At 69.8% G+C, this 14163-nt stretch carries 16 protein-coding genes; 9 read left to right on the top strand and 7 right to left on the bottom strand.

All coding sequences use genetic code 11. The features are described from left to right. Positions 1–2 precede the first annotated feature (2 nt). Together CHC09_RS17370 and CHC09_RS17365 are read right to left on the bottom strand one after the other, a co-directional pair. Complete coding sequence (locus tag CHC09_RS17370; RefSeq protein WP_089294120.1) at positions 3–1100, bottom strand: NAD(P)H-dependent flavin oxidoreductase; 1098 nt, start codon at positions 1098–1100, stop codon at positions 3–5. Next, positions 1090–2700: an acyl-CoA synthetase gene (locus CHC09_RS17365; protein WP_089294224.1), complete on the bottom strand. Its 1611-nt coding sequence runs from the start codon at positions 2698–2700 to the stop codon at positions 1090–1092. Before CHC09_RS17365 ends, CHC09_RS17370 begins: the two co-directional genes overlap by 11 nt. 65 nt (positions 2701–2765) lie before the next feature. Here CHC09_RS17365 and CHC09_RS17360 point away from each other — a divergent pair, with 65 nt between their 5' ends. From CHC09_RS17360 to CHC09_RS17340, 5 genes are all read left to right on the top strand, one after another. Further along, positions 2766–3545: a crotonase/enoyl-CoA hydratase family protein gene (locus CHC09_RS17360; RefSeq protein WP_089294119.1), complete on the top strand. Its 780-nt coding sequence runs from the start codon at positions 2766–2768 to the stop codon at positions 3543–3545. 102 nt (positions 3546–3647) lie between these two features. Further along, entirely contained in the window at positions 3648–4016 is a 369-nt protein-coding gene (locus tag CHC09_RS17355; RefSeq protein ID WP_239138273.1) for a PH domain-containing protein, read from the top strand. 54 nt (positions 4017–4070) lie between these two features. Further along, positions 4071–4808, top strand: a complete 738-nt coding sequence (locus CHC09_RS17350; protein ID WP_239138263.1) for a Pr6Pr family membrane protein — start codon at positions 4071–4073, stop codon at positions 4806–4808. A gap of 103 nt (positions 4809–4911) precedes the next feature. Next, a complete protein-coding gene (locus CHC09_RS17345) occupies positions 4912–5283 on the top strand; it encodes a YciI family protein (protein WP_089294117.1) in 372 nt (123 codons plus the stop codon). A gap of 28 nt (positions 5284–5311) precedes the next feature. Then, on the top strand, positions 5312–6538 hold the full coding sequence (locus CHC09_RS17340; protein WP_089294116.1) for an RNA polymerase sigma factor: 1227 nt from the start codon (positions 5312–5314) through the stop codon (positions 6536–6538). 8 nt (positions 6539–6546) lie between these two features. On the opposite strand, the gene CHC09_RS17335 is transcribed toward CHC09_RS17340, so the two are convergent. The 3 genes from CHC09_RS17335 to CHC09_RS17325 form a co-directional block, all read right to left on the bottom strand. Further along, the gene (locus CHC09_RS17335; protein WP_239138262.1) at positions 6547–7728 is read right to left on the bottom strand and encodes a serine hydrolase domain-containing protein; all 1182 of its coding nucleotides are present in this window, start codon (positions 7726–7728) and stop codon (positions 6547–6549) included. Between the two features lie 222 nt (positions 7729–7950). Then, complete coding sequence (locus CHC09_RS17330) at positions 7951–8976, bottom strand: outer membrane protein assembly factor BamB family protein (protein WP_179277148.1); 1026 nt, start codon at positions 8974–8976, stop codon at positions 7951–7953. Between the two features lie 146 nt (positions 8977–9122). Beyond that, a complete protein-coding gene (locus tag CHC09_RS17325) occupies positions 9123–9707 on the bottom strand; it encodes a YfbM family protein (RefSeq protein WP_179277147.1) in 585 nt (194 codons plus the stop codon). Here CHC09_RS17325 and CHC09_RS17320 point away from each other — a divergent pair. Both CHC09_RS17320 and CHC09_RS17315 read left to right on the top strand, forming a co-directional pair. Next, the gene (locus CHC09_RS17320; protein ID WP_143232391.1) at positions 9706–10209 is read left to right on the top strand and encodes a hypothetical protein; all 504 of its coding nucleotides are present in this window, start codon (positions 9706–9708) and stop codon (positions 10207–10209) included. The two genes, CHC09_RS17325 and CHC09_RS17320, sit on opposite strands and share 2 nt — an antisense overlap. Positions 10210–10258: 49 nt before the next feature. After that, positions 10259–10924, top strand: a complete 666-nt coding sequence (locus tag CHC09_RS17315; protein WP_089294112.1) for a Type 1 glutamine amidotransferase-like domain-containing protein — start codon at positions 10259–10261, stop codon at positions 10922–10924. A 37-nt stretch (positions 10925–10961) separates the two neighbouring features. Here CHC09_RS17315 and CHC09_RS17310 read toward each other — a convergent pair whose 3' ends face one another. Beyond that, entirely contained in the window at positions 10962–11414 is a 453-nt protein-coding gene (locus CHC09_RS17310) for a hypothetical protein (RefSeq protein ID WP_089294111.1), read from the bottom strand. A 244-nt stretch (positions 11415–11658) separates the two neighbouring features. On the opposite strand from CHC09_RS17310, the gene CHC09_RS17305 reads away from it, so the two are divergent. Together CHC09_RS17305 and CHC09_RS17300 are read left to right on the top strand one after the other, a co-directional pair. Next, on the top strand, positions 11659–13188 hold the full coding sequence (locus CHC09_RS17305; RefSeq protein ID WP_089294110.1) for a multicopper oxidase family protein: 1530 nt from the start codon (positions 11659–11661) through the stop codon (positions 13186–13188). Between the two features lie 49 nt (positions 13189–13237). Beyond that, complete coding sequence (locus CHC09_RS17300; protein ID WP_239138261.1) at positions 13238–13762, top strand: hypothetical protein; 525 nt, start codon at positions 13238–13240, stop codon at positions 13760–13762. Positions 13763–13764: 2 nt separating this feature from the next. Here the strand turns inward: CHC09_RS17300 and CHC09_RS17295 are convergent, their stop codons facing one another. After that, positions 13765–14091, bottom strand: a complete 327-nt coding sequence (locus CHC09_RS17295; protein ID WP_089294109.1) for a TraR/DksA family transcriptional regulator — start codon at positions 14089–14091, stop codon at positions 13765–13767. Between the last annotated feature and the right edge of the window lie 72 nt (positions 14092–14163).

Here is a 14163-nt window from a genome sequence, read left to right as displayed (position 1 = left end):
GATCAGACGGCGAGCTTGCCGAGGCGGGTCAGGGTCTCGTCGGCCTCGGCGACCAGATCGGCGAGGACGTCGGCGACCGGGCGGACCTCGTTCATCCGGCCCACGATCTGGCCGACCGGCATCGGCACGACGCTCGGGTCACCGGACTCCATCAGCCGGGTGTGCGCCTCGGCCACCAGCAGGTTCTGCAGCGGCATCGGCAGCGGGCTCGGCGCCTGCTCCGCGTTCCAGGCCTCGGTCCAGCGGTTGCGCAGCAGCCGGGCCGGCTTGCCGGAGTAGATCCGGCTGCGGACCGTGTCGGACGAACGGGCCTTGAGCAGGGCCTCGCGCAGCGCGGGGGCGCTCTGGTACTCGGCGGTGCCGAGCCAGACCGAGCCCATCCAGACGCCGCGCGCGCCGAGCGCGAGCGCCGCCGCGACCTGCCGGCCGCTGCCGATCCCACCGGCGGCGAGCACCGGCACGCCCTCCCCCACCGCGTCGACCACCTCCGGCACCAGGACCATGCTGGCGATCTCACCGGTGTGGCCGCCGGCCTCGTAGCCCTGGGCCACCACGATGTCGACGCCGCTCGCCACGTGGCTGCGGGCGTGGTCGGCCCGGCCGGCCAGCGCGGCGACCAGCAGGCCGTGCTCGTGGGCCTGGGCGATCACGTCCGGCGGCGGCGGGCCGAGCGCGTTGGCGATCAGCCGGACCGGGTGCGTCAGCGCCACCTCGACGTGCGAGCGGGCCACCGAGTGCAGCCAGCCGAGCACGCCGGCCCGCTTCTCGGCCTCGACGCCCAGCGGCGGGACGCCCAGGCGGAGCAGGGTCCGCTCGACGAAGTCGCGGTGCCCTTCCGGGATCAGCCGGTCCAGGTCGGCGGCCACGCCCTCGGTCGGCTCGTGGCTGGGCATCACGACGTCCACGCCGTACGGCCGGCCCTGGGTCTGTTCGTCGAGCCAGGTCAGCACCGCGTCGAGTTCGTCGGCGTCGTTGAACCGCACGCAGCCGAGCACGCCGAGGCCCCCGGCCCGGCTGATCGCCGCGACCACCTGCTCGGAGGGGCTGAAGCCGACCACCGGGTGTTCGATGCCGAGACGTTCGCACAGCTCAGTCCGCATGGGTGGGCTCCTCGGCCGGGTGGTCGGCGGCGTGCTGGTGGGCCCAGCGGTAGTCGGCCTTGCCGCTGATCGTGCGGTGGATCTCGTCGACCAGCCAGATCGCCCGGGGCACCTTGTAGCCGGCGATCCGCTCGCGCAGGTGTTCCTCGACGCCGGCCAGGTCGAGCTTCACGCCGGGCCGGGCCTGCACGAGGGCGGCCACCCGCTGCCCGAGCCGCTCGTCGGGGACGCCGATGACCAGCGCGTCGAAGACGTCGGGGTGGGTCTTCAGCGCGCCCTCGACCTCCTCCGGGAAGACCTTCTCTCCGCCGGTGTTCACGCAGGTGCTGCCCCGGCCGAGCAGGGTGATGGTGCCGTCCTCCTCGAGCCGGGCGAGGTCGCCGGGGAACGCGTAACGCACGCCGTCGATCTCGGTGAGCAGGGCGGCGGTCTTCTCCGGATCCTTGTAGTAGCCGAGCGGTAGGTAACCGCTCTTGGCCAGCCGGCCGACCCCGCCGGGTGGCACCGGGCGGCCGTCGGCGTCGAGCACCACCGTGTCCGGGCCGGGCATGACCCGGGGGTCCTCGACGGCGCCGCCGGGCACGTCGGCGACCACGCCGAGCCCGGTGAAGCCGGTCTCGGAGGCGCCGATCGCGTCGGTGACCAGGACGTTCGGCAGCAGTTCGAGGTACTGCCGTTTGACCACCGGGGAGAACAGGGCGCCGCTGGAGGAGACCGCGACCATCGAGGATCCGTCGTAGCCGCCGCGGGCGTACGCCTCGATGATCGGGCGGGCCATCGCGTCGCCGATCAGCACGACCACGTTGACCCGGCGCCGGTCGATGACGCGCCAGACCTCGTGCGCCTCGAAGTGCGGCAGCATCACCACGGTGTCGCCGGCGAAGAGCGCCATCAGCGCGGCCCACTGCGCGTTGCCGTGGATCAGCGGGGCCAGGCAGAGCCGGACCATGCCGTCGGCGACGGCGCCGCGCTGGGACTGCTGCCATTCGTCTTCCAGGGGGATGCCGGTCATGAAGTCGACGCCGCCGCCGAGGGTGCGCCACACGTCCTCGTGCCGCCAGAGCACGCCCTTGGGGTAACCGGTGGTGCCGCCGGTGTAGAGCAGGTAGAGGTCGTCGGCGGAGCGTTCGCCGAAGTCCCGGACGGGGTCGCCGGCGAGCAACGCGTCCGCGTAGGGGACGCCGCCGGCTTCCTCCTCGGTGCCGTCGGGCAGCACCACCACGGTGTGCAGATCGGGTATCGAGGGGAGCACCGCGGCGACCCGGGGTGCGAACCGGCGGTCGTGGACCAGCGCCGACAGTTCGGCGTCGGCGAAGAGGAAATGTAACTCGTTCTCGACGTAACGGAAGTTGACGTTGACGACCGCGGCACGCAACTTGTAGATGGCGATCATGGCCACCACGGCCTCGATCGAGTTGCCCGCGTACAGCCCCACGTGGTCTCCCGGGCGTACGCCGCGATCATGCAGGAAGTGCGCGAGACGGTTGGCCCGCTCCTCCAGCTCGGCGTAGCTGATCTCCCGCTCGTCGAAGCAGACCGCGATCCGCTCCCCGAAGGCGTCTACCGCGTGCTCGAAAAGGTCCGCAATATTTGCCGCCATCATCAGAAAGTAGAACCTGTTACTGTTCATCACAAGCCCCCGAACGCAATGCCGGAGGAGTCACCGTGGAGCCGCACGCGATCGTCGAGCAACGTGGACCGGTCCTGATCGTGACGATGAACCGGCCGCGGGTCCGCAACGCACTCTCCGCCGAGATGATGGCGATCATGCGCGACGCCTGGGACCGGGTGGACGGCGATCCGGAGATCCGGGTCGCGGTGCTCACCGGAGCCGGCGGCGCGTTCTGCGCCGGGGCCGACCTGCGGGCGATGACCGAGTCGCACCCCGGCGACAACTTCGACGACGCCGACCTGTCCCGGATCGACGCGCTGCTCAAGGGACGCCGGCTGAGCAAACCCCTGGTGGCGGCGGTGGAGGGCCCGGCGGTCGCCGGTGGCACGGAGATCCTTCAGGCCACCGACGTACGGGTGGCCGGCGAGAGCGCGCGGTTCGCGGTCTCCGAGGCGCGCTGGGGCCTGTTCCCGCTCGGCGGTTCGGCCGTGCGGCTGGTGCGCCAGATCCCGTACACGATCGCGGCGGAGATGCTGCTTACCGGCCGCCGGCTGAGCGCCGCCGAGGCCCGCGACGTCGGCCTGATCGGCCACGTGGTGCCCGACGGCCAGGCCCTCGACAAGGCCCTCGAACTGGCCGGGGCGATCGCCGCGAACGGCCCGATCGCGGTGCAGGCCATTCTGCGCACGATCCGGGAGACCGAGGGCCTGGCCGAGGACGACGCGTTCGCCGTCGAGTCGAAGATCGGCATGGCGGTGTTCCGCAGCGACGACGCCAAGGAGGGGCCGCGCGCCTTCATCGAGAAGCGAACCCCCCGCTTCCAGGGGCGTTAGCCTCCGAGAACGCCCCTGGCCGGACGCTCTCCGGGGCACCATGTTGGGGTGCCGGTCATCCTTCGCCCACCACTCTGGCAACTCGGGATGCCGACAGTGGCGATGCTCGGGCTGTCCGCGATCGCGGCTGCGGGCGGTGTAGACCAGGGCGGCTGGGTGTTGCCTGTCGGCTTCGCGGGGGCGGCCATCGGCATGGTGGGCGCCGCACGGAGCCTGATGCTCCGCATCGAGGTCTCCCCGGACGGGCTGGTACTGGTCAACTGGTTCCGAACGGTGCATCTGCCATGGGCGCAGATAACTCGATGCGGGTGCGACAGCGACGGCCTCTGGGTGCAACTGATCGACGGTGGTTTGGTAGTTTCGTCTCCCTTTCAGCACGGGTCTCAGGCGCTCGGCTTCGCCCGTCGGCCTGCCGAGACAGCGGCGGCCCGGCTGGAGAAGATCCGCAGAAAGCGGCGCCGGCACCGCTGATCTCGGCACCGGTGTGCCGTGGCGCTTTCCGCAAGATCAAGCTTTACTACCGGGGTGAACGGATCCCGTGTCTGCGCCCGGCTCTGGCACGGGCTTCTCGCCGTCGTCGTGCTCGGCTCGCTGATGACCCAGCTCGTGCTGACCACTCAGGGTGCCCCGGACGCCGACGGCCTGGTACAGCCGGCGGTCACCCGGTTCATTCGCCTGTTCAGCTACTTCACGATCCAGAGCAACATTCTGCTGCTGATCGTCTCCACGACGCTCACGCTGAATCCCGATCGCGACGGGCGACTCTGGCGGGTGATCCGTCTCAACGCGATTCTGGGGATCATCATCACCGGACTGGTGTACGCGACGGTGCTGGCCGGCACGGCACACCCGACCGGCGCCGGGTGGTGGTCGAACCTGGGCTTCCACTACATCGCGCCGTGGTGGGCGCTGCTCGGCTGGCTGCTCTTCGGGCCACGGTCGCGACTGGACACGCGGACCATCTTCTTGGCTGCTGCCTGGCCGGTGTTGTGGATCGGCTACACCTTCGCCCACGGGGCGGCCACCGATTGGTATCCGTACCCGTTCGCCGACGTCACCGAGATCGGCTACGGCGCCGCGGCCCGCAACATGACCTTCGTCGTGATGATCGCGCTCCTGTTCGGGACGCTGCTGTGGGGGTTGGATCGGCGCTTGTCCGGTCGTAGGGCGGTACCGTCCGCGCCGGCCCCGAGGAGCCCCGAGCGCACTTCGCAGGATGTCGATGTTGCTCCGAGTCGTTCCGGCGCCGAGCCTCAGCAGTAGGCTGTTCCTCAGATTTCTCCGGGGCCGTGTCGATCCGCGGGTCACCCGTTCGACCTGTGGGTGCGAGGGCCGAGGGACGGCCCTGCCGGACGAGGAGAACGCGATGGCGAAGTACCTGCTGATCATGCGGGGTACCGACGAGTCGAACGCGGCGATGATGGCCGACATCGACGAGATGATGGCCACGACCCGCGAGTTCATCGAGGAGATGATCAAGGCCGGCGTGCTCCTCGCCGCGGAGGGGCTCGACGATCCGGGCAAGGGCGTCGTGGTCGACTTCAGCGGTGAGACCCCGGTGGTCACGGACGGGCCGTACGGCGAGACCAAGGAGCTGTTCGGCGGGTTCTTCCTGCTCGACGTCGCCTCGAAAGAGGAAGCGGTCGAGTGGGCCAAGCGGGTCCCGTCGGCCCGCGGCTCCAAGATTGAGATCCGGCGGGTGCCCGGGAGCGACGAGGTCCCGCAGGTCGACAAGTGATCGTCGAGGACCGGGCCGGACGGCTCTGATGGTCACGGCCGATGTCGAGGCCGTCTGGCGGATCGAGTCGGCGCGGATCGTCGCCGCGCTGACCCGGTTCACCGACGACTTCGGGCTGGCCGAGGACGCCGCCCAGGAGGCGGTGGCCGAGGCGCTGGTCTCGTGGCCGCTCACCGCTCCGGCGAATCCGGCCGGCTGGCTGATGGCCACGGCCCGGCGCCGGGCGATCGACGCGATCCGCCGCCGGACCGCTCTGCAGGACCGATACGTCCTGTTGGCAGCCGACCTGGCGGGCGGCTCCGAGGTCGCCGACGACCCCGATCCCGACCGGATCGATGACGACGTGCTGGCGCTGATGTTCATCAGCTGCCACCCCGTGCTCTCCCCCGAGGCCCGGGTCGCGCTGACCCTGCGCGTGGTCGGCGGCCTGTCCAGCGAGGAGATCGCCCGCGCGTTCCTGGTACCGGTGCCGACCGTGCAGGCCCGCATCACCCGGGGCAAGAAGACGATCGCGGCGGCGGGCGTGCCGTTCGAGCTGCCACCGGCCGCCGAGCGCGGGAAACGGCTGGGCGGCGTACTCAGCGTCCTCTACGTGATCTTCACCGAGGGGTCGACGGCCACGTCGGGCGACCGCCTGGTGCGTCCCGACGTCGCGTACGAGGCGATCCGGCTGACCCGGACGCTGGCCGCGCTGCAACCGGACGAGCCGGAAGTGCACGGCCTGCTCGCGCTGTGCGAGCTGACGGCCGCGCGTTTCCCGGCCCGGACCGCCCCGGACGGCTCGCCGGTCCTGCTCGAGGAGCAGGACCGGCGGCTGTGGGACATCTCGGCGATCCGCCGTGGGCTGGCCGCGCTGGCCAGGGCGTCGACCCGCGGCCTCGGCCCCTACGGCCTGCAGGCCGCGATCGCCGCCGTCCACGCGTCGGCACCCTCCGTCGAGGCGACCGACTGGGATCGGATCGTGGTGCTCTACGAGGCGCTCGGCCGGGTCGCACCGTCGCCGGTGGTCGAGCTCAACCGGGCCGTCGCCGTCGCGATGGCCTCGGGCCCGGCGCAGGCCCTGGCCATCGTGGACGACTTGATCGCCTCGAACCGGCTCCCCGGCTCGCATCTGGTCCCGACCGTACGCGGTGAACTGCTCGCCCGGCTCGGGCGGCGCCCGGAGGCGCGCGCCGAGCTGGAACTGGCGGCCCGGCTCTGCGCCAACCAGCGCGAACGCTCAGTACTGCTGTGCAAGGCCGCCGGTCTCGGCTGACCTCCACGTCATGCTCCCGGGAGGCGGAAACCCGGTGCCGGCAGCCGTACGGCCGGCGCCGCGGCCCTGGCTGCCGGCGCGGTCACCCCGAACGCGGCCAGCAGCAGGTCGATCAGGGCCGGGCTGAAATCGCCGAGCCACGGGTTGATCGAGACGCTCGCCTGGGTCGCGGCGTCCGGCGTGGAGAACGAGAAGGTGACAAACCCGAAGATGCCGCCGCTGTGCCCCCACAGCGTCGGGCCGCCGGGCAACGGCTGCTGGTAGATGCCGAGGCCGTACCTCTCCTCGCCCACCGGGTTGAGCATCTCGGCAAGCTGGGCTCGGCGCAGCAGCCGGCCGCCCAGCAGGCTACGGTAGAACCGGTTCAGATCCGCCGTAGTCGAGACGATCTCCCCCGCGGAGTAGGCCATCGACGGGTTGAGGTCGGTGAAGTCGAGCGGCACGATCTCGCCGTCCTGCTCGAACGGCTCGTACCCGTGCGCGTGCGGCCCGTCGATCGTGACGTCGGTGCCGGGAACCTCGGTGCCGTGCAGGCGGAGCGGCCGCAGGATGCGCCTGTCGACCTCCTTGCCGTACGCGTGCCCGGTGACCCTCCGCACAATGAGGCCCAGCAGGACGTAGTTGGTGTTGGAGTACTCCCAGGCGGTACCCGGCTCGAACACCGGCGGCTGCGCGGCGGCGAGCGCGACCAGCTCCTCCGGCCGGAAGGTGTGGTACCGCGCGCTCAGGACCTCCTCGACGGTCTCGAACAGGACCTGGGTGTAGTTGAACACCCCGCTGGTGTGCTGCAGGAGATCGCGGATCGTGATCCGGGCGCCATTGGGTATCGCCCCGGGCAGCCACCGTTCCAACGTGTCGTCGAGGCGCAGTCGCCCCTCGCCGACGAGCTGGAGCACCACGGTGGCCACGAACGTCTTGGTGATGCTGCCGACCCGGAACCGCCCTCCGGCCACCGGCCGGGCCGGCCGCCCCAGCTCCACCACCCCGCTGGCCCCGCGCCAGGTCCCGGCCGGGCCGTCCACCCGGGCCAGCGCGGCCGTGGCCCCGGTGGCGACGATCCGGTCCAGCGCTTCCTGCAACGCGGCCCGGTCCAGGCCGCCGGGCGACGCTTCAGCCGGTGACACGCTTCCCGCGCCGGCCATGAACGCCGCCGCCGCTGAGCCGGCCAGAATGGATCGACGACTAGGCATAGTGAGTCTCCCCCCATGTGACGGTCACCGCTCAGACGCTGCCATCGTCAGTGAAGTCGGTCAATCAATGAGCGCCCCTACGGGTCGTCCCGCATGTGTGAGGCCGGGCGGTACGGCCGGCATGCACCAGTGGACCCTGGACGAGGAGGCCACCACGCTCGAGCTCAACCTCACCGACAGCGAGATCGCCGAGTTGGAGACCCCGTACCAGCCGCAGGACAACTACTGGTGGTGATCGTCATCCCCCTCGCGACCGAAGCCACGAAACGTTACGAGATGCCCCTTGCCGATCGCATGGACCAGGTCGTCCTCTCCAGCGGACAGGCGGTCGACTCGCCGCGGTACCCGTGCGGGAGCGCTGCGGCCGCCGATTCGATCCACTGCGATGATGGAACCGTCTGCCAACGCGAACAATGCGCGGTTCGCTGTAAGCGTCGCGGTGTGCACCGCACGGTGCGGTAGACGCTGTTCGTCGACGACGACCCCACGGTCCACGTCGACGACCGTGATGCCGGTGTCGTCGAGCAGCCAGAGGGTCTGCTCGTCGAGGATCGGCGGGAGCGGGTGGATGTCACGAACATGCCGCCACAAGACCTGAACGCCGCGGGCCGGATGGAACGTCATGACGGTGCGGGGACCGCTGAGGAAGACGACCCGGCCGTCGGCGCTGACCCGGTAACCCTCGCCGGCGTCAGGGAAGAGGACCGGCTGCGGCAGCGCCCATTCGGAGAGAACGACGCCGGACGCGGCCATCACCAGCAGCGCGGGCCGGGCTGCGCCCGCGACCAGCACCGCAGGACCGCCCGCATCTCGCTCCGGCTCCACCCACAGCGGTAAGGGCCGGGCAAGTGGACCGGCCTCGGCGGTTGCCGCCTCGTCGATCGGCAGGCAACTGCCGTCAGCGAGGGCTACCCGCGTCAACGGGTGATACCCGCGCCAGCCGCCGACGAACACCGCGGAGCCGCTGACCGTGAGGTGCCCCCGCAGATACAGGCCCGGCCTTGACCACAGCGGTTGCCCGGTCGCGAGGTCGAAGCAGTGCAGGACTCCCGCCTGACTGAGATAGAGGCAGTGGCCGCCTGCGATGACGGGCGTACCCCAGCAATCCTCGACGCGCCGGTCCCAGTACGGCTCCCCGCTGACCGCGTCCAGCCGGACCAGACGCGAGTTACGCTCCGCGACGACGACGGAGCCGAACCCCACCGCCATCGCGTACGAACGCAGATGCAGGCGCCGCGCCCACAGCACGTCGACCAGTTCTCCTCCCACGCCGGCATGATCGCAGTTCATCCCGGCGGCTTCACGAACCGGCCCGCCTCGGCCCGCGGGACTGGCATCCCCCTGTCCGAGCAACTCACCGCCGGATCGCGGTAACGTGCGTTGCTTCGATCGGATCAGGTGGCGGTGAAGATCACCGCACGCCGGGCGGCCGCGGCCCGTTGGTAGAACTCCCGAACATCGACGAAGTTGACCCAGGTGTAGTCGAAATCCACTTCGTCGCGAGCACCGCGGTAGTCGGGATCATCGATGGTGTCGAACCGGCGACGAAGCCACGCCCGATCCACGGCCTGAAGGGCATCGGACACGTCACGGACCTGATCCGCGGTGAGGTAAACGACGTAGTACTCGTCGTGCAGGTGCCGCCCACCGAGCACCGCGTGGGACAACGGGAACTCGCCGCCGTCAGGATCGAGCGTGCCATCGGCAAGGCAACGGTGGATGGCGTCCCACGCCTTGTCGGTGTCGGCCTTCAGTCTGTCGTCATCCCACGACTCCTCGAGCACCTCGAGGATTTCGCCCACCTCGTCGTCCCCGCCATCCGCAGCGACGAGGAGCGATCGTTCCTGCTCTGCCGTGATCGCGAAGTACACACCCAACACGACGATGATCGTACGGCCGGTGCGGGCACGCCCGCTGCGGGCGTGGGCGATACTGCGAGACATCATGGAGTCCGAGATCGCAGTCCAGAGGTTGCGCATGGCCGCGATCGACCGGTTGGAAGGACGCCACGTCGGGTCCGACCAGCTCATCCAGGTCGGGCTTGACGCTCTGCTGGCCGGGGTCGACGCGCCTTCCCTGCCTCTTCTCGCAGCATTGGGCCGTTCCGAGGAGCCGGACGCGCCAGAGTTGTTCGACCGGGTTGTCGTCGAGCTCCGCCTCGTGCCGGTCTACCTGCCGGCGGAAGGCGTACGCCGAGCTTGGGTCCTGATCTTGTGGTGGGCGCGCTTGATGGTCGACGGCGACCTTGATGTGCGAGCAGCCGGGCACTACATCTACTGGTGCGCCTCGTCGGATATCCCGGACGCCGAATTCGAGCCTTTGCGACCGTTGATCTCCAGCTTGGTGCAGTACGACGACGAAGCCACCTCCTGGGCGGTGTGGGACGTCGACCGACCGGTCAGGTTACGTGCGGCGGCAGCCGACGTCATCGAGCAGGCCCGGACCCTGCTCATGCGATACCCGCAGGGACCGACCCCATGATCGTTCTATCCGCAGGTAAGCTGCAGCCCGCCCATCTCGGAGGTTTGCCGTGAAGCTCCTACTCACGTCGGGCGGGGTGACGAATCCCAGCATCCGCTCGGCGCTCGTGCAGCTTCTCGGCAAGCCGATCGCCGAGTGCCGTGCCCTCCTCATCCCGACAGCGCAGTGGGGTCACCCGATGTGCGGCCCGACCTCGGTGCGTGGGTTCGTAGCCGCCGACCCCGCGTCCGATTGGCGGTACCATTCCGGCCTCGGCTGGGGATCGCTCGGGGTCCTGGAGCTCACCGCACTGCCCACGATCGGGGCCGAGCGATGGATCCCGTGGGTCCGGGAGGCCGACGTGCTCCTGGTCGACGGCGGCGACGCGACGTACCTGTGTCACTGGATGCGCGAGTCCGGCCTGGCCGATCTGCTGCCGTCGCTGACCGACAAGGTCTGGGTGGGCGTGAGCGCCGGGAGCATGGTGATGACGCCGCGGATCGGCGACTACTTCGTCGAGTGGCCGGCCGCGCCCGACGACCGCACTCTGGGAGTCGTCGATTTCTCGATCTTCCCGCACCTCAACCTCTTCCCCACCAACACTCCGGCCGACGCGGAGCGCTGGGCCGCCGGTCTCGGCGTCCCGGCCTACGCCATCGACGAACAGACCGCCATCAAGGTCGTCGACGGCTCCGTCGAAGTGATCTCTGAAGGGCAGTGGACGAAGTTCGGGTGATGTCGCCGGGGGCGGCCATCCGGATCCGGCCCGGGTGTCAGGAGAGCGCGACGCAGGCTTGGGCCGCGGTGTACCTGTCGGCCAGCAGGGTCCCGCACAGGTACGTGTCCGGCGCCGTCCTCGACGCCGGGGTGAACGAGGCGGTCGCCGTGCCCGAGCCGCAGTTGGCCTTCTCCACCTCGCCGAACTCGGCGCCGGACGCGTCGAGGCCCGAGACCCGCAGCATGACGGTGCCGCTGCAGTTCGACGACGCGGTGAACGTGAGCGCCACGCCGCTGAGGGTGGTGCCGTCGGCGTCCGCGGCGGTGCAGAGCTTCCCGACCGGATCCCCGGCGGGATCGATGGTGAGGAACACGTCCGCGCACTCGCCGGCGACGGCGGCCGGGTCCTCGCCGTCGGTCGCGGCGTAGGCGATCGTCACACCGAGTCCGGTGAGCGCGAGCAGGGAGGCCGTGAGGACCGCGGCATTGCCCAGGGTTCTTCTGCGCATGGGGATTCTCCGTCCGTGATCGGGCTGAACAACGCATCACCGTGGTTGTCATTCCTTTGAGGACTGCCGGAGTGCGCTGTCAAGAAGCAATGTGCGGAATGCACAGCGAATTCATAACTCTCAGGCTCGATCGAGCGTCCCTACAGCTCGCACCCATTCCGAGGCACTTTTCTGTGGCCGGTCCACGCATTTTGACAACAAGTCCACACCGGAATCACAGAGTCGATTTCTAACTTCCCGGTCCATGACCGATCACCAGCGGCCGGTGTCCACTCCGGCCTCCCCCACCCCCACCCGTCCCGGCCGCCCGGCCATGACCCGGCGCACCCTGCTCCGAGGCTTCGGCGCCCTGGGTCTCACCGGCGCCGCCGTCGGCATGAGCATGCGATTCGCGGTTCCGGCTCGCGCCGCCACCGCCGGTGGCACCCTCGCCATCCCGACGCTGCTCGAGCCCACGACGGACAGCGACGGGACGAAGGCGTACGCGCTCGGCATGGAAACCGGCACCACCGAGATCCTCAGCGGTATCAGCAGCTCCACCTGCGGTTTCAATCAAGCGTTCCTCGGTCCGGTGATCAAGGTGAGCCGCGGTGACAGCGTCCGGATGGACCTCACCAACAACCTCGACGACGTGAGCACCGTGCACTGGCACGGCGCGCACATCCCGCCCTCGGTCGACGGCGGTCCGCAGAACACGATCGAGGCCGGCGCGACGTTCTCGCCCTCCTTCGAGATCAACCAGGGGGCGTGCACGCTGTGGTTCCATCCGCACGCCCTGGGCACCACCTCCGAGCAGGTCGCGCGCGGCCTGGCCGGCATGCTCATCGTCGACGACGACACCGACGGCGCGGCGGCGCTGCCCAGCGACTACGGCACCGACCAGTTCCCGCTGATCGTCCAGTCGCTGCCGATCAGCTCGACCGGCGTCATCCGCTTCACGACCGCGACGGAACTGGCCACCAGCACGTCCTTCCCGCTGCTGGTCAACGGCGCCAACGTCGGTGTCGCCGGAACGCCGACGCTCGAGGTCACCGCGAACCGGGTGCGTTTCCATGTCCTCAACGCCTCGATCGCCGACATCATCACCATCACCCGCTCCGACGGGGCGAGCTTCACCCAGGTGGCCACGGACGCCGCCCTGCTGTCCGCGCCGCTCTCGGTCACCAGCCTCAAGCTCGTCGGCGGCGAGCGGGCCGAGATCTGTGTCGACGTCACCAGCCAGGACGAGAGCGTCACCCTGCAGGCCACGGTCACGGCCGGCGGCGCGCGCGGCGGTAGCGGCACGTCCTCGATCCTCACCCTCACCTCCACCGCGACCGCCGTCGCGGACGACCTGCCCAGCTCCCTCAACACGTTCACGGCACTGGACGTGAGCAGCCCGTCCGCCACCCGCACCATCGCGCTGTCGAACAGCGGCAACACCATGTACATCAACGGCGTCGCCGGGACCACCATGACCGCCATGGAGAGCAGCGAGATCATGACGACCCTGGGCGCCACCGAGGTATGGACGATCACCAACGCCACCGGCCTGATCCACTCGTTCCATCTGCACGACGTGCCGTTCCAGGTGCGGAGCATCAACGGTTCGGCGCCGACCGGGGCGTACGCGGAATGGAAGGACACCATCCTGATCTCACCGCAGAGCACCAATGTGATCGCGATGCGATTCACCGATTACGCGGACAACACCTACGGCTACATGCTGCACTGCCACAACACGGTCCACGAGGACGAGGGAATGATGGCCATGCTCATGGTCATGTCCAGCTGAATACGGATAACGGGTGGCGCGCCGGTGGCCCGAGGCGTCAAGGTGGGGCGTGATCACGATTCAGCGGGTACGTGTGCGGTGGAGTGCGGCAGCCCGCGGCGCCCCGCAGGCGAACGCCCGCCGCGGGCTGTACCGTCCGGCGCAGCTTCCGTCTCCGATGCCCGTCGGTGACGTGGTCATCCACGAAGTGTTCGCTGACGAGGCGGCCCGTTACGTACACCGCGAAGACGTGGTCAGCAGCGACCTGGAGCGAGCCCGCGACCTCGGCCTGTCCCTGTCCGTGAAGGATTCGGGACTGGTCGTCGACCGGTTGCCGGGTGGCTTCGCCTACCCGCGGGAGTACGGTCCGACCCGCCTCTTCACCCTCGGGCCCGGGCAGATCGGCCGCTACCGGGCAAACTTCCGGTTCACCTTCACCACCTGCCCGTGCAATCCGAGCTGGTACTACGAGGAATGGCTGGTCCTCATCGCCAACGGCGAGGTGAGGACCGACGGGTTCATCTCACGCGAGCCGGACCACGATGCCGACCAGCGCGTCCACCTCTACGGTGGCTCAAGGCGGTCGCGGGCCTAGTTCTACGCGCAGGCCATGCAGAGGCGGGCGAACGGCCGAGCGGCGAGCCGCTCCTCGGCGATCGGTCGCCCGCACCCCTCGCAGATGCCGTAGGTCGCCGCGTCCACCCGGCGCAGCGCGGCATCCACCTCGTCGATCCGCTCCCGCGCCGCGGCCAGCAGCGCGGTCAGCTGGGCGCGTTCGAACCCGATGGTGGCGCCCTCCGGGTCATGCTCGTCGTCGGCGTTCGAATCCCGCGAGGCGACGAACAGCGCCTCAAGATCCCGGGCCAGCGTCGCCGCCTCGGCCTCCGCGCTCGCGCGCAGTCGCAACAGCTCATCCCGGACCATGCCGGTAGCCTAACGATTTCCACCGACCGATCAGCGCTGGTGACCCTTTGCCATCGCGGATGGAAGCCGCCC

The organism is Actinoplanes regularis (assembly GCF_900188005.1).
GTDB lineage: Bacteria > Actinomycetota > Actinomycetes > Mycobacteriales > Micromonosporaceae > Actinoplanes > Actinoplanes regularis.
The sequence above is the reverse complement of the archived record's forward strand: the minus strand, read 5'-3'. Positions and strand labels throughout refer to the sequence as shown.

Bases quoted from the DNA above. Each gene is read 5' to 3' on its own strand.
- CHC09_RS17370 (WP_089294120.1), bottom strand. From the start codon at position 1,100: ATGCGGACTGAGCTGTGCGAACGTCTCGGCATCGAACACCCGGTGGTC.
- CHC09_RS17365 (WP_089294224.1), bottom strand. From the start codon at position 2,700: ATGGCGGCAAATATTGCGGACCTTTTCGAGCACGCGGTAGACGCCTTC.
- CHC09_RS17355 (WP_239138273.1), top strand. From the start codon at position 3,648: ATGCTCGGGCTGTCCGCGATCGCGGCTGCGGGCGGTGTAGACCAGGGC.
- CHC09_RS17345 (WP_089294117.1), top strand. From the start codon at position 4,912: ATGGCGAAGTACCTGCTGATCATGCGGGGTACCGACGAGTCGAACGCG.
- CHC09_RS17340 (WP_089294116.1), top strand. From the start codon at position 5,312: ATGGTCACGGCCGATGTCGAGGCCGTCTGGCGGATCGAGTCGGCGCGG.
- CHC09_RS17335 (WP_239138262.1), bottom strand. From the start codon at position 7,728: ATGCCTAGTCGTCGATCCATTCTGGCCGGCTCAGCGGCGGCGGCGTTC.
- CHC09_RS17320 (WP_143232391.1), top strand. From the start codon at position 9,706: ATGGCCGCGATCGACCGGTTGGAAGGACGCCACGTCGGGTCCGACCAG.
- CHC09_RS17325 (WP_179277147.1), bottom strand. From the start codon at position 9,707: ATGCGCAACCTCTGGACTGCGATCTCGGACTCCATGATGTCTCGCAGT.
- CHC09_RS17310 (WP_089294111.1), bottom strand. From the start codon at position 11,414: ATGCGCAGAAGAACCCTGGGCAATGCCGCGGTCCTCACGGCCTCCCTG.
- CHC09_RS17305 (WP_089294110.1), top strand. From the start codon at position 11,659: ATGACCGATCACCAGCGGCCGGTGTCCACTCCGGCCTCCCCCACCCCC.
- CHC09_RS17295 (WP_089294109.1), bottom strand. From the start codon at position 14,091: ATGGTCCGGGATGAGCTGTTGCGACTGCGCGCGAGCGCGGAGGCCGAG.